Annotated in this window: 17 protein-coding genes; 12 read left to right on the forward strand and 5 right to left on the reverse strand. The window is 56.2% G+C overall.

Translation table 11 applies throughout. From position 1 onward, the window contains the following. Positions 1-132 precede the first annotated feature (132 nt). The 5 genes from bglX (at position 133) to O1722_RS07785 (ending at position 6,317) form a co-directional block, all read left to right on the forward strand. Positions 133-2,430, forward strand: a complete 2,298-nt coding sequence (gene bglX / locus O1722_RS07765) for a beta-glucosidase BglX (protein WP_023304110.1) — start codon at positions 133-135, stop codon at positions 2,428-2,430. Between the two features lie 135 nt (positions 2,431-2,565). Next, the gene (gene osmF, locus O1722_RS07770; RefSeq protein WP_015572333.1) at positions 2,566-3,483 is read left to right on the forward strand and encodes a glycine betaine ABC transporter substrate-binding protein OsmF; all 918 of its coding nucleotides are present in this window, start codon (positions 2,566-2,568) and stop codon (positions 3,481-3,483) included. A 12-nt stretch (positions 3,484-3,495) separates the two neighbouring features. Continuing rightward, positions 3,496-4,653 carry an ABC transporter permease gene (locus O1722_RS07775; RefSeq protein WP_033487343.1) on the forward strand — a complete coding sequence of 386 codons (1,158 nt, stop codon included), beginning with the start codon at positions 3,496-3,498 and terminating at the stop codon, positions 4,651-4,653. Next, on the forward strand, positions 4,646-5,596 hold the full coding sequence (locus O1722_RS07780; protein ID WP_032654271.1) for an ABC transporter ATP-binding protein: 951 nt from the start codon (positions 4,646-4,648) through the stop codon (positions 5,594-5,596). The genes O1722_RS07775 and O1722_RS07780 overlap by 8 nt, the downstream gene beginning before the upstream one ends. Continuing rightward, positions 5,580-6,317 carry an ABC transporter permease gene (locus O1722_RS07785; protein WP_017383373.1) on the forward strand — a complete coding sequence of 246 codons (738 nt, stop codon included), beginning with the start codon at positions 5,580-5,582 and terminating at the stop codon, positions 6,315-6,317. The genes O1722_RS07780 and O1722_RS07785 overlap by 17 nt, the downstream gene beginning before the upstream one ends. Here the strand turns inward: O1722_RS07785 and O1722_RS07790 are convergent. Together O1722_RS07790 and mlrA are read right to left on the reverse strand one after the other, a co-directional pair. Beyond that, entirely contained in the window at positions 6,292-6,405 is a 114-nt protein-coding gene (locus O1722_RS07790) for a protein YohO (RefSeq protein WP_017383372.1), read from the reverse strand. The two genes, O1722_RS07785 and O1722_RS07790, sit on opposite strands and share 26 nt — an antisense overlap. Positions 6,406-6,474: 69 nt before the next feature. Then, the gene (mlrA, locus tag O1722_RS07795; RefSeq protein WP_017693055.1) at positions 6,475-7,215 is read right to left on the reverse strand and encodes an HTH-type transcriptional regulator MlrA; all 741 of its coding nucleotides are present in this window, start codon (positions 7,213-7,215) and stop codon (positions 6,475-6,477) included. A 218-nt stretch (positions 7,216-7,433) separates the two neighbouring features. Between mlrA and O1722_RS07800 the strand changes: the two genes are divergently transcribed. The 3 genes from O1722_RS07800 to O1722_RS07810 are packed head-to-tail and all read left to right on the forward strand — an operon-like array spanning position 7,434 to position 10,349. Beyond that, positions 7,434-9,119 carry a sensor histidine kinase gene (locus tag O1722_RS07800; protein WP_033487342.1) on the forward strand — a complete coding sequence of 562 codons (1,686 nt, stop codon included), beginning with the start codon at positions 7,434-7,436 and terminating at the stop codon, positions 9,117-9,119. Further along, positions 9,113-9,832 (forward strand): two-component system response regulator BtsR, encoded by a 720-nt coding sequence (gene btsR / locus O1722_RS07805; RefSeq protein ID WP_015572336.1) that lies wholly within the window; start codon positions 9,113-9,115, stop codon positions 9,830-9,832. The genes O1722_RS07800 and btsR overlap by 7 nt, the downstream gene beginning before the upstream one ends. Positions 9,833-9,878: 46 nt before the next feature. Beyond that, positions 9,879-10,349 (forward strand): YehS family protein, encoded by a 471-nt coding sequence (locus O1722_RS07810; protein ID WP_015572337.1) that lies wholly within the window; start codon positions 9,879-9,881, stop codon positions 10,347-10,349. A gap of 108 nt (positions 10,350-10,457) precedes the next feature. On the opposite strand, the gene metG is transcribed toward O1722_RS07810, so the two are convergent. Next, on the reverse strand, positions 10,458-12,491 hold the full coding sequence (metG, locus tag O1722_RS07815) for a methionine--tRNA ligase (protein WP_033487341.1): 2,034 nt from the start codon (positions 12,489-12,491) through the stop codon (positions 10,458-10,460). Positions 12,492-12,628: 137 nt separating this feature from the next. On the opposite strand from metG, the gene apbC reads away from it, so the two are divergent. After that, on the forward strand, positions 12,629-13,738 hold the full coding sequence (gene apbC, locus O1722_RS07820; protein WP_017383367.1) for an iron-sulfur cluster carrier protein ApbC: 1,110 nt from the start codon (positions 12,629-12,631) through the stop codon (positions 13,736-13,738). Positions 13,739-13,827: 89 nt separating this feature from the next. On the opposite strand, the gene O1722_RS07825 is transcribed toward apbC, so the two are convergent. Continuing rightward, on the reverse strand, positions 13,828-14,307 hold the full coding sequence (locus tag O1722_RS07825) for a GNAT family N-acetyltransferase (RefSeq protein ID WP_032654255.1): 480 nt from the start codon (positions 14,305-14,307) through the stop codon (positions 13,828-13,830). Then, positions 14,258-14,590 carry an RcnB family protein gene (locus tag O1722_RS07830; RefSeq protein ID WP_017383366.1) on the reverse strand — a complete coding sequence of 111 codons (333 nt, stop codon included), beginning with the start codon at positions 14,588-14,590 and terminating at the stop codon, positions 14,258-14,260. Before O1722_RS07830 ends, O1722_RS07825 begins: the two co-directional genes overlap by 50 nt. Positions 14,591-15,072: 482 nt before the next feature. Here O1722_RS07830 and O1722_RS07835 point away from each other — a divergent pair, with 482 nt between their 5' ends. The 3 genes from O1722_RS07835 to O1722_RS07845 are packed head-to-tail and all read left to right on the forward strand — an operon-like array spanning position 15,073 to position 18,859. Next, on the forward strand, positions 15,073-16,212 hold the full coding sequence (locus tag O1722_RS07835) for a polysaccharide export protein (protein ID WP_032654252.1): 1,140 nt from the start codon (positions 15,073-15,075) through the stop codon (positions 16,210-16,212). Next, positions 16,212-16,661: an arsenate reductase/protein-tyrosine-phosphatase family protein gene (locus tag O1722_RS07840; RefSeq protein WP_017383364.1), complete on the forward strand. Its 450-nt coding sequence runs from the start codon at positions 16,212-16,214 to the stop codon at positions 16,659-16,661. Before O1722_RS07835 ends, O1722_RS07840 begins: the two co-directional genes overlap by 1 nt. Continuing rightward, on the forward strand, positions 16,661-18,859 hold the full coding sequence (locus O1722_RS07845) for a polysaccharide biosynthesis tyrosine autokinase (RefSeq protein WP_033487340.1): 2,199 nt from the start codon (positions 16,661-16,663) through the stop codon (positions 18,857-18,859). Before O1722_RS07840 ends, O1722_RS07845 begins: the two co-directional genes overlap by 1 nt. Positions 18,860-18,886: the final 27 nt, after the last annotated feature.

Here is an 18,886-nt window from a genome sequence, read left to right on the forward strand (position 1 = left end):
TTGAGCGGTCGGGTATTCATGAGAAAAATCAGAGAATAACCCTGCAAGGTTTTCAGGCTTTATGGCACACTGCGCTTTTCGCACGGTCTGGCCGGGTGCTTCCCGCGGTTATTGATGAGAGAGAATAACAACATGAAATGGCTATGTTCTGTAGGTGTCGCCGTCAGCCTGGCGCTGCAACCTGCGCTGGCAGAGGATTTGTTTGGTAATCACCCGCTCACGCCCGAAGCCCGCGACGCCTTTGTCACGGATTTACTCAAAAAGATGACGGTCGATGAGAAAATCGGCCAGCTGCGCCTGATCAGCGTCGGTCCGGATAACCCGAAAGAAGCCATTCGCGAGATGATCAAAGACGGGCAGGTAGGGGCCATTTTTAACACCGTTACCCGCCAGGATATCCGCAAGATGCAGGATCAGGTGATGGAGCTGAGCCGCCTGAAAATTCCACTGTTCTTCGCTTATGACGTGGTGCACGGCCAGCGTACCGTCTTCCCGATTAGCCTCGGCTTAGCCTCCTCTTTTAATCTTGATGCGGTGAAAACCGTCGGGCGCGTTTCGGCATATGAAGCCGCAGACGACGGCCTGAATATGACCTGGGCGCCGATGGTTGACGTCTCCCGCGATCCGCGCTGGGGCCGCGCTTCGGAGGGCTTCGGTGAAGACACGTATTTAACCGCCACGATGGGCAAAACCATGGTGGAAGCGATGCAGGGCAAAAGCCCGGCAGATCGTTACTCGGTCATGACCAGCGTCAAGCACTTCGCTGCCTATGGCGCGGTGGAGGGCGGTAAAGAGTACAACACCGTCGACATGAGCCCACAGCGCCTGTTTAACGACTACATGCCGCCATACAAGGCAGGGCTGGACGCGGGCAGCGGGGCGGTGATGGTAGCGCTGAACTCTCTCAACGGCACGCCTGCCACCTCCGATTCGTGGCTGCTGAAAGACGTGTTGCGCGACCAGTGGGGCTTTAAGGGCATTACCGTCTCTGACCACGGCGCGATTAAAGAGCTGATTAAACACGGCACGGCGTCCGATCCGGAAGACGCGGTACGCGTGGCGCTCAAGTCCGGCATCAACATGAGCATGAGCGACGAGTACTACAGCAAATACCTGCCGGGGCTGGTGAAGAGCGGCAAAGTGACGATGGCAGAGCTGGACGACGCCGCTCGCCACGTGCTGAACGTGAAATATGACATGGGGCTGTTTAACGATCCTTACAGCCATCTGGGGCCGAAGGATTCAGACCCGGCGGACACTAACGCCGAAAGCCGTCTGCACCGTAAGGAAGCCCGGGAAGTAGCGCGCGAAAGCCTGGTGCTGCTGAAAAACCGTCTCGACACGCTGCCGCTGAAAAAATCCGGCACCATTGCCGTGGTTGGTCCGCTGGCCGACAGCAAGCGCGACGTCATGGGCAGCTGGTCCGCCGCAGGCGTGGCGGATCAGTCCGTTACCGTGCTGACCGGCATTAAGAGCGCCGTGGGTGATAATGCAAAAGTGGTTTACGCCAAAGGCGCGAACGTCACCAACGATAAAGACATCGTGACCTTCCTCAACCAGTACGAGGAAGCGGTGAAGGTGGATCCGCGCACGCCGAAAGAGATGATCGACGAAGCGGTGAACGCCGCGAAGCAGTCCGACGTGGTGGTCGCGGTGGTGGGTGAAGCGCAGGGGATGGCGCACGAAGCCTCCAGCCGTACCGACATTACCATCCCGCAAAGCCAGCGCGATCTGATCGCGGCCCTGAAAGCCACCGGCAAGCCGCTGGTGCTGGTGCTGATGAACGGGCGTCCGCTGGCGCTGGTGAAAGAAGACCAGCAGGCTGACGCCATTCTGGAAACCTGGTTCGCCGGTACCGAAGGCGGTAACGCCATTGCCGACGTGCTGTTTGGCGATTACAACCCGTCCGGCAAGCTGCCGATGTCCTTCCCGCGCTCCGTCGGGCAGATCCCGGTTTACTACAGCCACCTGAACACCGGTCGTCCGTATAACGCCGACAAGCCGAACAAGTACACGTCCCGTTACTTCGACGAAGCTAACGGCCCGCTCTATCCGTTTGGCTATGGCCTGAGCTACACCACCTTCAAGGTGTCTGACGTCAAAATGTCGGCGCCGACCCTGAAGCGTGACGGCAAAGTGACCGCCAGCGTGGAGGTGACCAACAGCGGCAAACGCGAAGGCGCGACGGTGATCCAGATGTACGTTCAGGACGTCACGGCCTCCATGAGCCGTCCGGTGAAACAGCTGCGCGGCTTCGAGAAGGTCAACCTGAAACCGGGCGAAACCAGAACGGTCAGCTTCCCGATTGACGTGAATGCGCTGAAGTTCTGGAATCAGCAGATGAAATACGATGCCGAGCCTGGCAAATTCAACGTCTTCATCGGCGTGGATTCCGCCCGCGTGAACAAAGCCGAATTCGAACTGCAATAATCTTACCTTCCCCCCATCCCCCGTCTGGCGGGGGATGCCTCTCATCTTGTACGAAAAACGGTTAAATTCGCTGTTTTAAGCTACGCTTTTGTCTCAAGCCTATGAAAAAGGCCACAAAATAATGAGGAAAGCAGAATGACGATTATTAAGGGGATAACAGGATCGGCGGTGCTTCTGGCGGCGCTAAGCCTGCCGCTACAGGCCGCAGAGCCGGTTAAGGTGGGTTCCAAAATTGATACCGAGGGCGCGTTGCTCGGCAATATCATTTTGCAGGTACTCGAAAGCCACGGCGTGAAAACGGTCAATAAAGTACAGCTTGGCACCACACCTGTCGTACGCGGTGCCATCACGTCCGGCGAGCTGGATATCTACCCGGAATACACCGGCAACGGGGCATTCTTCTTCAAGGATGAAAACGATCCGGCCTGGAAAAATGCCAAAGCCGGGTACGAAAAAGTCAAAAAGCTGGACGCGGAAAAAAATAAGCTGGTCTGGCTTACGCCGGCACCGGCCAACAACACCTGGACCATCGCGGTGCGTAAAGATATTGCCGAGAAAGGCAAGCTCACCTCGCTTGACGATCTCAGCCGCTACCTGAAAGAGAAGGGCGAGTTTAAGCTCGCGGCCTCGGCAGAGTTTATCGAGCGCGCTGATGCCCTGCCAGCGTTTGAAAAAGCCTATGATTTCAAGCTCGATCAGTCTCAGCTGCTCTCGCTGGCGGGCGGCGACACGGCGGTGACCATTAAGGCGGCGGCACAGCAAACCTCCGGCGTCAACGCGGCGATGGCCTACGGCACCGACGGCCCGGTCGCGGCGCTTGGTCTGCAAACCCTGACCGACCCGAAAGGCGTTCAGCCAATTTACGCCCCAACCCCGGTCGTGCGCGAGGCGGTGCTAAAAGCCTACCCGGATATTGCGGAATGGCTCAAACCGGTGTTTGAAAAACTGGATGCGAAAACGCTGCAACAGCTGAATGCCAGCATTGCCGTTGAGGGGCTGGATGCCAAAAAGGTGGCTGCCGACTTCCTGAAACAACAAGGGCTTGTGAAGTAACGGGACAAGGCTGTGCCAATAAAATGTCATAACCGCGTCTTGCTGCTGTTGGCCTGTGTGGCCATTGCGGCGGTCGCGTTACCCTTTGTAAATGTCGCGCCAAACCGTCTGGTGTCGGGCGAACCGCGCGCGCTCTGGCAGATCTGGTCATTTACGCCGCTACTGCTGGGCGCGGCGCTGGCGAGTACTGTAGCCTTAGCCTTCTGGCCAGGGCGAACCGCCCTGTGGCTGACGCTTCTGCTCAGCGAAGCGCTGTTTATTGTGCTGTTCTGGAGCGCGGGACAGGCGGCAACGCAGATGGCCTCGGTTGAAAGCCCGCTGGCGCGCACGTCGATTGGCAGCGGGCTGTGGCTGTGGCTGGCACTTTGTCTGCTGGTCTGTAGCGATGCCATTCGCCGTCTCACGCCGCTACCCGTCTGGCGCTGGCTGCTGAACGCGCAATTCTGGGTCATCCCTCTGCTGATCCTCTTCAGCGGCGATCTGAATCAACTCTCGCTGTTAAAAGAGTACGCCAACCGCCAGGAGGTGTTTGACAACGCGCTGGCGCAACATCTGACGATCCTGTTCGGGACGCTGATCCCGGCGCTGCTGCTGGGCGTGCCGCTGGGCATCGGGTGCTACCGGCATCCCAGCCGCCAGGGTGCCGTCTTTACCGTGCTCAACGTTATTCAGACCATCCCCTCCGTTGCCCTGTTTGGCCTGCTGATTGCCCCCCTGGCCGGTCTGGTGAAATCCTTCCCTGCGTTGGCCGCGGCAGGCATTGCCGGAACCGGGCTGACGCCTGCCCTTATCGCCCTTGTGCTGTATGCGCTGCTGCCGCTGGTGCGCGGCGTGGTGGCGGGGTTAAGCCAGGTTCCGCCTGACGTGCTGGAAAGCGCTCATGCGATGGGGATGAGTGCGCGGCAGTGTTTCTGGAAAATACAGCTGCCGCTTGCGCTTCCGCTGCTGGTTCGCAGCCTGCGGGTGGTGACGGTGCAAACCGTGGGGATGGCGGTGATTGCCGCGCTGATCGGGGCGGGCGGCTTTGGGGCACTGGTGTTCCAGGGGCTGCTCAGCAGCGCGCTGGATCTGGTGCTGCTGGGCGTTGTGCCCACGATTGCGCTGGCGGTCGTACTGGATGCCCTGTTTGCCCTGTGGCTCGCGCTGCTCAGGAGAAGAGCCAATGATTGAATTTCATGATGTGAGTAAAACCTTTGCGGGCCGTCCGGCGGCAAGTCACCTCAATCTGCATTTTGCCGAGGGGGCGTTCTCGGTATTGATCGGGACGTCGGGGTCGGGAAAATCGACGACGCTGAAGATGATCAACCGGCTGGTGGAACATGACAGCGGGACGATTCGCTTTGCCGGAGAGGAGATCCGCAGCCTGCCGGTGCTGGAACTGCGGCGGCGTATGGGCTACGCCATTCAGTCCATCGGCCTGTTTCCCCACTGGACGGTGGCCCAGAACATTGCCACCGTGCTACAGCTGGAAAAATGGTCCCGGGGGAAGATCAATGAGCGTGTCGACGAGCTGATGGCGCTGCTGGGCCTGGACGCGTCGCTTCGCGACCGCTATCCGCACCAGCTTTCCGGCGGACAGCAGCAGCGGGTCGGGGTGGCGCGCGCGCTGGCCGCTAACCCGCAGGTGCTGCTGATGGATGAGCCCTTCGGCGCGCTGGATCCGGTCACCCGCGGCGCACTTCAGGCGGAGATGAGCCGCATCCACCGTATTCTAGGGCGCACCATCGTGCTGGTGACGCATGATATCGACGAAGCGCTGCGGCTGGCCGATCGTCTGATACTGATGGATCACGGCGAAGTCGTCCAGCAGGGTACGCCGCTTGAGCTGTTAACCTCGCCAGCGAATGATTTTGTGCGTGAATTTTTTGGCCGCAGCGAGCTGGGCGTCAGGCTGCTCTCGCTGCGCACCGTCAGGGACTATCTGCGTCCGCACGATGCGCAAATCGGTGGTGAACCGCTGCACGATGGGATGAGCCTGCGCGATGCTCTGTCGGCGTTTGTCGCCCGGCAGTGCGAGGTATTACCCGTTGCGGACGGGCAGGGGACGCCATGCGGGACGATCCATTTTCGCGATCTGCTGGCGGGGGAGGTGACGCGTGAAGTGGGTCCGTGATCCGTTACTCTGGCTGACAGGGCTGTTTATCGCCTTACTCTACCTGATGCCGCACAGCGCGGCGCTGTTTAATGCGCTTATCCCCGGGCTGCCGCGCCCGGTGTACCAGCAGGAGAGCTTTGTTAATCTCACCCTGGCGCACTTCTGGCTGGTGGCGGTGTCAAGCGTGATTGCCATCGTGCTGGGCACAGGCGCCGGGATTGCGGTGACGAGACCCGCGGGCAGGGAGTTTCGTCCGCTGGTGGAGACCATCGCCGCAACGGGGCAGACCTTCCCGCCGGTGGCCGTGCTGGCGATTGCCGTGCCGGCGATCGGTTTTGGGCAGGAGCCTGCCATCATTGCGCTGATTTTGTACGGCGTGTTGCCCATTCTGCAAGGGACGCTGGCGGGGATTGCGGCGGTGCCTGCATCGGTGCTGAGCGTAGCGGAAGGGATGGGGATGAGCGCCTGGCAGCGGCTGGTGAAGGTCGAACTGCCGCTGGCCGCACCGGTGATTATCGCCGGCGTGCGAACGTCCGTGATTATCAACATTGGTACGGCAACCATCGCCTCGACGGTCGGAGCCAATACGCTGGGAACGCCGATCATTATCGGGTTAAGCGGGTTTAATACGGCTTACATTATTCAGGGGGCGGTTCTGGTTGCGCTGGCGGCGATTGTGGTGGATCGCCTGTTTGAACGCCTGGCCGGATACCTCAGCCAACACCGCCGCGAACAATAAATGAATAACCTGCAAGCATAACGCCACCGATACCGCTGATGGCCATCAGTGCAAAGAGGGTAATTACGGCCAGTTTCGTTGCCTTCATCATGTGCTCCTGTTGTTAACGGAACAATTATACGGTGAAGCGCAGCTGTTAATGAACCATTAAATGCCGTTACGACGCATTTGGCCCCAGCGAGTAAACGGGATAACCATGTTCGCGCCATTCCGTCAGGAGCTGCTGCTGGGAAGCGGAGGGGACTTCGCCGCACCAGACCAGCAGCGTCTGTCCCTCAAACAGTTCCGGTCTGAGCTGGGCCAGGGAGTGGGCAAGCACGTCAACGCGCCAGCCCTGCTGGGTGGCAATCCAGGCTTCGAGCCACAGTCGGGTGGTATCGTGTACGTTCCAGCCGATCACCAGCGCATCTTTGCTGTTTTTATTCCGCGCTGAGGCAAGACAGACGGAAATATAGTTAATCAGCACGCCATCAAGCATGCTGAGCAGTGCCTGTAAGGTGGTTTGCTGACACTGAAGCCGACGCCGTAGGGGAATAAAAAGATGGGTGATCAAGGTTTGCGCCGGGTAGTCTCGACCCTGTTCTTTGATCCAGCCGCGCAGACGCTGCAAATTGCCACTCTGCAACAGCCTCAGCAGCGTTTCCTGCTGCTCGCGCCAGAGAAGCTGCGTATCTGGATCGTCCTGGCTCAGAAGCGATTTTACCTTGCCGACCTGTACGCCATTGTCGATCCAGCTTTTGATCTCGCGGATCCGGTCAATATCCGCATCGTTAAACAGGCGGTGCCCCCCGTCCGTTCTTTGCGGCTTAAGCAATCCATACCGTCGCTGCCACGCCCGTAGCGTAACGGGATTGATATCACACAGGAGTGCCACTTCACCTATTGTGTAAAGCGCCATTTTCGCCCCCAGGCTTGCGCGTCCCCAGCTTAACTGTAGACCCACTTTGCGGAACCAGGAAGATTTGATTCTTTTTTGTACAAATTATACGAAAGACAGGTTATCTCCGGCAAAAGGTGTGATGGCGGACACGATTTATCGCTTTTTTGGCACGTTTCAAAGAAAGTTAACCGCTATCAGTGTATGTTACGCGTTTTTAGAATGTGCGGTTTGTGAGTATGTACGAGTTTAATCTGGTGCTGCTGTTGCTTCAGCAGATGTGCGTGTTCCTTGTCATCGCCTGGTTGATGAGCAAAACGCGCCTGTTTATCCCGCTGATGCAGGTCACCGTCCGTCTGCCGCACAAATTCCTCTGCTACGTCGTATTTTCCATATTCTGCATTATGGGGACCTGGTTTGGTCTCCATATCGAAGATTCCATCGCCAATACGCGCGCCATCGGCGCGGTAATGGGCGGGCTGCTCGGAGGCCCGGTTGTCGGCGGTCTGGTGGGGTTAACCGGCGGCCTGCACCGCTATTCGATGGGCGGTATGACGGCGCTGAGCTGCATGATCTCCACCATCGTCGAAGGGCTGCTCGGTGGTCTCGTCCACAGCTATATGATTAAGCGCGGTCGCCCGGATAAAGTGTTCAGTCCCTTTACCGCAGGGGCGATTACCTTCGTGGCGGAAATGGCGCAGATGGCGATCATCCTGCTGATCGCGCGCCCGTTTGACGATGCGTTACATCTGGTCAGCAGCATTGCCGCACCGATGATGGTCACCAATACTGTAGGTGCGGCGCTGTTTATGCGCATTCTGCTCGACAAACGCGCCATGTTCGAAAAATACACCTCGGCATTTTCTGCCACCGCCTTAAAAGTTGCGGCGTCGACGGAAGGGATCCTGCGGCAGGGATTCAACGAGGAGAACAGTATGAAGGTGGCGCAGGTGCTGTATAAAGAGCTGGATATCGGAGCCGTGGCGATTACCGATCGCGAGAAGCTGCTGGCGTTTACCGGTACCGGCGACGACCACCATCTGCCGGGCAAACCGATCTCCTCGGCCTATACCCTGCGCGCTATTGAAACGGGTGAAGTGGTGTATGCCGACGGAAATGAAGTGCCGTACCGCTGTTCCCTGCATCCGCAGTGCAAACTCGGCTCTACACTGGTCATTCCCCTGCGGGGCGAAAACCAGCGCGTCATGGGCACTATTAAGCTTTACGAAGCCAAAAATCGCCTGTTCAGCTCCATCAACCGCACGCTGGGGGAGGGGATCGCCCGGCTGCTTTCGGCGCAAATCCTGGCGGGGCAGTATGAACGGCAAAAAGCGCTGCTGACGCAGTCAGAAATTAAACTCCTGCACGCTCAGGTGAACCCGCATTTCCTGTTTAACGCGCTCAACACGCTGAAGGCGGTGATCCGCCGCGACAGCGATCAGGCCGCGCAGCTGGTGCAATTTCTCTCGACCTTTTTCCGCAAAAATCTGAAGCGACCCTCGGAGATTGTCACCCTCGCGGACGAGATTGAGCATGTAAACGCCTATCTGCAAATTGAAAAAGCGCGCTTCCAGTCACGTTTACAGGTGTCGTTATCCGTCCCGGACGATCTGGCGTATCAGCATCTTCCGGCCTTTACCCTGCAACCGATTGTAGAAAATGCCATTAAGCATGGGACGTCGCAGCTGCTGGGAAGTGGAGAGATTATGATTTCCGCTTCCCGTTTTAACCACCATCTGGTGCTGGATATTGAAGACAACGCGGGGCTGTATGAAGCTTCCGCGTCAGGCGGTCTGGGCATGAGCCTGGTGGATAAACGTCTGCGCGCGCATTTTGGTGACGACTGCGGTATCACCGTCGCCTGTGAGCCAGACCGCTATACCCGAATTACCTTACGATTGCCGCTGGAGGAGAACGCATGTTAAGAGTGCTGATTGTCGATGATGAGCCGTTAGCACGGGAAAACCTGCGTGTTCTCTTGCAGGAGCAGAGTGATATCGAGGTTGTGGGGGAATGTGCCAATGCGATTGAAGGCATCGGTGCGGTGCATAAACTGCGCCCGGACGTGCTGTTCCTCGATATTCAGATGCCGCGCATCAGCGGGCTGGAGATGGTCGGCATGCTCGACCCGGAGCACCGTCCCTATATCGTCTTTCTGACGGCCTTTGATGAGTACGCGGTAAAGGCGTTTGAAGAGCACGCATTTGATTATCTGCTGAAGCCGATTGAAGAGAAACGGCTTGAAAAGACCCTGACCCGCCTGCATCAGGAGCGTACTGTGCAGGACGTGACGCTGCTGCCGGAGCATCAGCAGCCCCTGAAGTTTATACCCTGTACCGGGCACAGCCGGATTTACCTCCTGCAAATGGACGACGTTGCCTTTGTCAGCAGCCGTCTGAGCGGGGTATACGTCACCAGCGCTGAAGGTAACGAAGGCTTTACCGAGCTGACCCTGCGCACGCTGGAGAGCCGCACGCCGCTAATCCGCTGCCATCGTCAGTATCTGGTGAACATGGCGCACCTGAAGGAGATCCGTCTGGAAGATAACGGCCAGGCCGAGCTGGTGTTACGTGCCGGGCAAACCGTTCCCGTCAGTCGTCGCTACCTGAAAAGTTTGAAAGAGGCGATAGGGCTGTAAAACTGGTACACTGCGCGCCATTGCATCATCGACATTCGAAGGCTCTATGCTAAGTAACGATATTCTTCGTAGCCTGCGCTACACCCTGAAAGCGAACAATAATGACATGGTGCGCATTCTTGCGCTCTCCGACATGGAATCCACGTCCGCCGGGTTCGACACCTGGATGACTAAAGAAGATGAAGAGGGTTTTGTTCGCTGCCCGGACATTATTCTGTCGGGCTTTCTGAATGGCCTGATCTACGACAAGCGCGGCAAAGATGAATCTGCGCCTGAGCTGGCGCTGGAGCGTCGGGTGAATAACAACACGGTGCTGAAAAAGCTGCGTATTGCTTTCTCCCTGAAAACTGACGACATTCTGGCGATCATGACCGAGCAGAAATTTCGCGTGTCGATGCCGGAAATCACCGCCATGATGCGCGCGCCGGATCATAAGAATTACCGCGAGTGTGGGGATCAGTTTCTGCGTTATTTCCTGCGTGGGTTGACGCAGCGGGTGCATAACCAGAAGGGGTGATTTTAGCCGGATGGCGGCTTCGCCTGACCCGGCCTACAAAACCCGTAGGCCCGTGCAAGCGTAGCGCCGCCGGGCAAAAAAAAGCCGGATTCTCATCCGGCTTTTTTATTACTTCACCTGCTGACCCGGCTTCGCGCCTTCGTCAGGGCTTAACAGGAAGATATCTTTCCCGCCCGGGCCTGCGGCCATCACCATCCCCTCAGAGATGCCGAAGCGCATTTTGCGCGGTGCCAGGTTGGCGACCATCACGGTCTGACGACCAATCAGCACCTGCGGGTCCGGATACGCAGAACGGATGCCGGAGAAGACGTTACGCTTCTCGCCGCCCAGATCCAGGGTCAGACGCAGCAGTTTGTCAGAACCCTCCACGAACTCCGCGTTTTCGATCAGCGCCACGCGCAGGTCGACTTTGGCGAAATCATCAAAGGTGATGGTCTCCAGAATCGGATCGTCCGCCAGCGGGCCGGTCACCGGTGTGGCAGCCGCTTTCACCTCTTCTTTGGATGCTTCCACCAACGCGTCAACCTGCTTCATCTCGATGCGGTTATACAGCGCCTTGAAGGTGTTCACCTTGTGGCCGAGCAGCGGCTGCTGGATGGCATCCCAGGTCAGTTCAGTGTTCAGGAATGCTTCCGCGCGGGTTGCCAGCTGCGGCAGAACCGGCTTCAGCCAGGTCATCAGCACGCGGAACATGTTCAGACCCATGGTGCAGATCGCCTGCAAGTCGGCGTCGCGGCCTTCCTGTTTCGCTACCACCCACGGCGCCTGCTCGTCCACATAGCGGTTGGCCACGTCTGCCAGCGCCATGATTTCGCGAATGGCTTTACCGAATTCACGGCTTTCCCAGGCTTCTCCAACCGCAGCGGCGGCGTCGGTGAAGGTTTTATACAGCTCAGGATCGGCCAGTTCCGCAGAAAGCACGCCGTCAAAGCGTTTGGCGATAAAACCTGCGTTACGGGACGCCAGGTTCACCACCTTGTTGACGATGTCCGCGTTCACGCGCTGCACGAAATCTTCCAGATTCAGGTCGATATCGTCGATGCGGGAAGAGAGCTTCGCGGTGTAGTAGTAGCGCAGGCTGTCCGCGTCAAAGTGGTTCAGCCAGGTGCTGGCCTTAATAAACGTCCCGCGAGATTTAGACATCTTCGCGCCGTTCACCGTTACGTAGCCATGTACGAACAGGTTGGTCGGCTTGCGGAAGTTGCTGCCTTCCAGCATTGCTGGCCAGAACAGGCTATGGAAGTAAACGATGTCTTTACCGATGAAGTGATACAGCTCGGCATCGGAATCTTTCTTCCAGTATTCGTCGAAGCTTACGGTGTCGCCGCGCTTGTCACACAGATTCTTGAACGACCCCATGTAGCCAATCGGCGCATCCAGCCAGACGTAAAAATATTTGCCCGGCGCGTTCGGGATTTCGAAGCCAAAGTATGGCGCATCGCGGGAGATATCCCACTGTTGCAGACCGGATTCGAACCACTCCTGCATTTTGTTCGCCACCTGCTCCTGCAACGCACCGCTGCGGGTCCACGCCTTCAGCATTTCGCTGAACGACGGCAGGTCGAAGAAGAAGTGTTCGGAGTCACGCATCACCGGCGTCGCGCCGGAGACCACGGACTTCGGTTCGATAAGCTCGGTCGGGCTGTAGGTTGCGCCGCATACTTCGCAGTTATCGCCGTACTGGTCCGGGGATTTACATTTCGGACAGGTGCCTTTGACGAAACGGTCCGGCAGGAACATGCCTTTTTCCGGATCGTACAGCTGAGAGATGGTGCGGTTTTTAATGAAACCGTTCTCTTTCAGACGGGTGTAGATCAGCTCTGACAGCTCGCGGTTTTCGTCGCTGTGCGTGGAGTGATAGTTGTCATAGCTGATGTCAAAGCCAGCAAAATCGGTCTGATGCTCCTGACTCATTTCGGCGATCATCTGTTCCGGGGAAATTCCCAGCTGCTGCGCTTTCAGCATGATCGGCGTGCCGTGGGCATCGTCCGCACAGATGAAGTTCACCTCGTGGCCGCGCATTCGCTGGTAACGGACCCAGACATCAGCCTGGATATGCTCCAGCATGTGGCCGAGGTGGATTGAGCCGTTGGCGTACGGCAGGGCGCACGTTACCAGAATTTTTTTCGCGACTTGAGTCATAGTAGGCATTACTTCTTTTAACTGTGAAAAGGGTTTTCGATATTACCAAAAGGGGCATTATTAAGTAAGCACAAACCGCGGCCTTTCAGGTAAACTTGTTTGTCTAAGGTCTTATTCACAAGAACAAAGGAGTCGGGATGAGTTCTCAATCCCAGGCCAAATCACCGGAAGCCTTACGAGCAATGGTCGCCGGGACGCTGGCTAATTTTCAGCATCCAACCCTGAAGCACAATCTCACGACGCTGAAAGCGCTTCATCACGTCGCATGGTTGGACGATACGCTGCACATTGAGCTACAGATGCCGTTCGTCTGGACCAGCGCCTTTGATGCCCTGAAAGAGCAAACCAGCTCTGAGCTGTTGCGCATTACCGGCGCAAAAGCAATTGACTGGAAGCTAAGCCACAGCATCGCCACGCTCAAGCGCGTGAAAAATCAGCCGGGCGTTAACGGCGTGAAGAACATCATCGCCGTCAGTTCAGGCAAGGGCGGGGTGGGTAAATCGTCGACCGCCGTGAACCTGGCGCTTGCGCTGGCGGCAGAAGGGGCGAAAGTCGGCATTCTGGATGCGGATATCTACGGCCCATCCATTCCAAACATGCTGGGGGCGGAAAACCAGCGTCCAACTTCGCCGGACGGCACCCACATGGCGCCAATCGTGGCGCACGGTCTGGCGACCAACTCCATTGGTTACCTGGTAACTGACGATAACGCAATGGTCTGGCGTGGCCCGATGGCCAGCAAGGCGCTGCTGCAAATGTTGCAGGAGACAATGTGGCCTGACCTCGATTATCTGGTACTGGACATGCCGCCGGGCACCGGTGATATCCAGCTGACGCTGGCGCAGAACATTCCGGTTACCGGCGCCGTCGTGGTCACCACACCGCAGGATATCGCGCTGATCGACGCCAAAAAAGGCATCGTCATGTTCGAGAAGGTGGAGGTGCCGGTACTGGGTATCGTCGAGAACATGAGCATGCATATTTGCAGCAACTGCGGGCACCATGAGCCTATCTTTGGTACCGGTGGCGCCGAAAAGCTGGCGGCGCAATACCACACGCAACTGCTGGGGCAACTGCCGCTGCATATCACACTGCGTGAAGATCTGGATAGCGGTAAGCCGACGGTGGTCAGCCGTCCGGATAGCGAATTCACGGAAATCTACCGTCAGCTGGCGGGGCGCGTTGCGGCGCAGCTTTACTGGCAGGGCGAAGTCATTCCGGGTGAAATCGCTTTCCGCGCGGTGTAACGTCTCTGCGCGTTAGTGCCGGGTGGCGGCTTCGCCTTACCCGGCCTGGCTCGATTTTGTAGGTCAGGTAAGCGTAGCGCCACCTGACTTTACCCAAGCCGATAGTGCATCAAATAATACTCTCCGTCCGGAGAATCTCCCGTCGCCTCAATGTGCCAGCCGTGGCGCTGGTAAAACGCAACCGCCCGCTCATTCTTCACCAGACACTTGAGTGAACCCGTGCTGGTAAACGTCTTCTGCACGTGTTCAAGCAACACATGTCCGACGCCCAGGCTCTGATAGTTCGGATCGACAAACAGGTTGTGCAGAAAATTATCGTTCGTCGAGACTGAGGCAAAGCCAAGTCGGTGCCCATCCTGCTCCGCCACCCAAATCCCTTCGTCCAGGGTTGCCGCGTCAAAATCTTCAAGCTGCCACGCAGAACTGTCCAGCCACGGCCAGGCTTCACGTCGGGCGTGAAGGAAGAGCGTGCGCAGGAAAGGGCGATCGCTCTCCTGCCACGGACGGATTAGGATCGTATCAGCGGTGATAGAAAATATCTCCGTTATAGGCTTTGTAGATTTTGCCATCGGCATCGCCAATCAGAACATAATTCTCACCCATGTAGGTCCAGTGTGTGCCGGCATCGGGCGCGGGAAGGTTACGCAGCTGGTACTGTTTGATGGTGTACTCAGGCGTCTGATACTGCGCGGGCGCGGTGTCGCCGATTTTAAACTTCGTAAAATCGGCAATAAACTCTTGCTCTTCATAGGCCTTGATGCCGGAAGGCGCTGTCGATGTTTGCGGTGCAGCGTGCGCGGCCCCCGCCAGTGACAGTAATACACCCAGAAGCAACAATTTACGCTTAGCCATTTTTTCTCCAGTCATATCGTTACTGATACTTTTTGTGTGCAGATCCGCTAACGGATGGCAGACAGTTCATTTTAAGTATCCTCACAGGGTGAGTTTGCAAAAAATGTAACAAAAGTGCACGGTTTTGTGTAGTCGCAACCGTCATTAATTATTACTTCGACGAATAAATATGAGCTTATACAGATAACATAATTATTGGTTTATTAATTAATTCTGAAAAAACATTTTCAAGGCAAATTTACTAAGATTCAGGCATGCATTCAACAAATAGAACATTTAAGATTGCCTGAAACCCTCTTTCCGAAAGCCTGATTAAGACAATGCAGGGCTGTAAAGTCTGCCCAAAGGAATGTCGTGTGGTTTTATAAATACTCTTTGTGTATCTGTTAATTCATTGAATAACAGCAACTTGTGCTTGAGTGAAATGTTAATGTTTTATCCTGTATACGATAATCACTACTATAAAAGATATTATGTAATAAATGAAAAACACAACAGTTGTATCGATATTATTTTTAATTATTACCCCCTTATCTGGCTGCGTATTTTACCCTGGCCAGCATCTCGATCTCGCTGGGAAAAAGATAATTGCCGCAGAAGATGCAAATGATCGTCTTGAGAAACGGATTGATGTTTATCCTCTTACGCCTTCGTTAATTGAAAAAATGCGACCATCGGTTTTGAAATCTCAGGCAAATCCTAATCTGGATGAACAGGTCAAAAACTGGGAATACCGTATCGGCGTTGGGGATATTCTAACCGTCACCGTCTGGGATCACCCTGAACTGACAACCCCGGCAGGGCAGTATCGTAGCGCCAGTGACACCGGTAATTGGGTCAATGCCGACGGCACGCTTTTCTATCCCTATGTCGGTAAATTGCCGGTGGCTGGCAAAACGGTCGCACGGGTACGCGAGGAGATCACGGCCCGGCTGAACAATGTTATTGAAAGCCCGCAGGTGGATGTCAGCGTCGCCTCTTTTCGCTCACAAAAAGCCTATGTGACGGGCGAGGTGGTGAAGTCAGGGCAGCAGGCTATTACCAATATCCCGTTAACGGTCATGGATGCCGTGAACGCCGCTGGGGGGCTCTCTGCCGACGCGGACTGGCGCAATGTCGTGCTGACGCATAATGGGAAGGACACGCGCCTCTCGCTATATGCGCTGATGCAGCATGGCGATCTCACGCAAAATAAGCTGCTCTATCCCGGCGATATTCTGTTTGTCCCCCGTAACGATGCGCTGAAAGTGTTCGTCATGGGCGAGGTCGTTAAACAGAGCACGCTGAAAATGGATCGCAGCGGCATGACCCTGGCGGAAGCGCTGGGCAATGCCGGTGGGCTGAACCAGAATATGGCCGATGCCACCGGAATTTTTGTCATTCGTTCGCTGCCGAAAAGCGAGCGTTCAGAAATAATTGCCAACCTCTACCAGCTCAATGCTCAGGACGCATCAGCCATGGTGTTAGGCACCGAGTTTCAGCTTGAGCCCTATGACATTGTCTATGTCACCACTGCACCACTGTCCCGCTGGAATCGCGTGATATCACAGCTTGTTCCGACCATCAGCGGGGTGCATGACCTTACCGAAACGGTTCGTTACATCAGATCGTGGCCGCAATAATGTTCAAATCAATACTCGTGGTTTGCACCGGAAATGTCTGCCGTTCTCCGATTGGGGAGCGGCTTTTGCGCCAGCACCTGCCCGACAGATATATCGCCTCGGCGGGCATATTCGGGCTTGAAGGGTGCCCGGCGGATGACAGCGCCCAGGACGTAGCCTGGCGGCATGGGATTTCCCTCGACGGTCATGTGGCGCGCAGGCTGACACGCAATTTGATGCAGGGATCCGATCTTATCCTGGTTATGGAGCCGGAACATCTTCGCTTCATTGCGGCCATGGCGCCGGAGATTCGAGGAAAGTCGCTGCTTTTTGGGCAATGGCTGGAGCCGCAGGAGATCCCCGATCCCTACCGTCAAAGCCGGGAAGCGTTTGAATATGTGTTTGGGCTATTGGGTAAAGCCAGTCAGGAATGGGCACGTCGTTTAGGTCAGAAAGGAATGAAGCATTAATGTCGTCTTACACAACAGACAATTATGGTGCAGCGGCACCCCAACAACATGAAGTCGATCTCGTTCGTTTGCTCGTCGAGATGATCGACCACTGCACGATGATTCTGTGCGTGACGCTCCTGTTCATCCTGTGCGCCGGTCTCTATGCCTGGATTGCGCCACCTGTTTATCAGGCGGATGCCATGGTGCAAATTGAAAACAAACACGATAACAACCTGCTCAAAGGTTTGAGCCAGCTGGGCACCGATGTGTCGCCGGATGTTGCCCCTGAAATTTTACTGCTGAAATCCCGCATGATCCTCGGCGAGACCGTTGATAAATTAGCTCTGACACAGCAGGCAAAGCAGCGCGTTTTGCCTGTGGTGGGGCGTCTCTGGCAGCGTCTGCAAGGGCGTGAGCAGGGCAAAATCACGTTAGGCGAACTCCAGATCCCGCAGGTGGAAGGCAACGCGCAAGAGCTCACGCTGACCGTACAGGAAGCGGGAAAATATCACCTGACGGGCGAAAACATTGAGGCCGACGGCCAGGTTGGGAAAACGCTGGTTACGCAAGGGATCGTTCTGCTGGTGACGTCGATTGAGGCTGAGCCAGGCACGCAATTTTCGCTTAAGTCGTTGACGCGGCTTGAGACGATCAACGCGCTGAAGAAGCGTCTCACGGTTGCAGAATCGGAGAAACAGAGCGGTATCGTGACCTTAACCCTGACGGGCGAAGACCCTGACAGCATCGCCCGGGTGCTGAATGCAATTGCTGAAAATTATCTCCAGCAAAATATCGCGCGCCAGGAGGCTCAGGATTCTCGTAGTCTGGATTTTTTACAGGCGCAGTTGCCGAAAATCAGCGCGGACCTTGATCAGGCAGAAGCGCGGCTGAATGCCTACCGGGCGCAGCGAGACTCGGTGGACCTGTCTCTGGAGGCAAAATCTGTCCTGGATCAGGTTGTTAACGTTGAGAATCAGCTAAATGAGCTGACGTTCCGGGAGGCAGAGATCTCCCAGCTCTTTAAAAAGAGTCACCCTACCTATCGTGCATTGCATGAAAAGAGACAGACCCTTGAGCGGGAACGGGAGCGTCTCAATAACCGTGTGTCAGCTATGCCCTCCACGCAGCAGGAGATTTTACGCCTGAGCCGCGATGTTGAGTTGGGTCGCACGATTTATTTACAGCTATTGACGCGCCAGCAGGAGCTGAATATTTCCCGCTCCAGCGCTGTCGGGAACGTGAGGATCATTGATGAGGCCGTTACGCTGCCGGACCCGATAAAGCCGCGTAAAACGTTAATCATCGTTCTTGGCGCGCTGTTCGGGCTAATGCTCTCAATGGGGACCGTGGTGGTACGTCAGGCGTTCAAACGTGGGATCACGCTTTCCGAACAGCTGGAAGCGCAGGGGATGCCGGTTCTGGCTACGTTGCCACGTTCACAGTGGCTGTGGAGTAAAACGCAGTTGCGCAGAAAAAATCCGTTTTCTCGTCGCTGGAAACACAAAACCTCGGATGTGCCTTTCCTGCCCGTCGATCGCCCTGCTGATATGTTTGTTGAAGCGGTGCGCGGGCTGCGGACCAGTCTGCATTTCACCATGATGGAGGCTGAGAACCGCATTGTGATGATTTCTGGCCCCACGCAGGACTGCGGAAAAACGCTGGTGGCGACGAATCTGGCGGCCATCGCCGGGCAGAGCGGTCAGCGGGTGCTGTTTATTGATGCGGATATGCGCCAGGGCTATGTTCATAATATTTTTGGTCTGGAGAACCGCCACGGATTGTCCTGCCTGCTCGAAGGGAAACGCGACTTAGCGGAGGTCATTCAGCATGCTGAAAAAGGGGGAATTGACGTCATCACCTGCGGCCCGGAACCCCTGCGCCCGTTAGAATTGCTGTTAAGCGAACGATTCCTTTCCGTCATGTCCTGGGTTAACGAGCAATATGACATCGTCATCATTGATACACCGCCGGTCCTGGCCGTCACCGATGCCGCGCTGGTCGCCAGAGCAGCCGGAACAACGCTAATGGTTGCCCGTTTCGATAAAACCAGCGTGAAAGAGATGGAGAATACCGTTAAACGGTTACAGCACGTCGGCGTGAAGGTCAGCGGCACAATCCTCAACGATATTGTTAAATCCGCAGCGCTGTATTACAGCTCGGGGTACAGCCAGTATGAATACGGTTATGCTTCGAGGAAAAAAGGGGAAAGGCGTTAGCGCGGGAAAAACAATCCCTCTCCCGGG

The organism is Enterobacter cloacae complex sp. HYC003_NIDB (assembly GCF_056673375.1).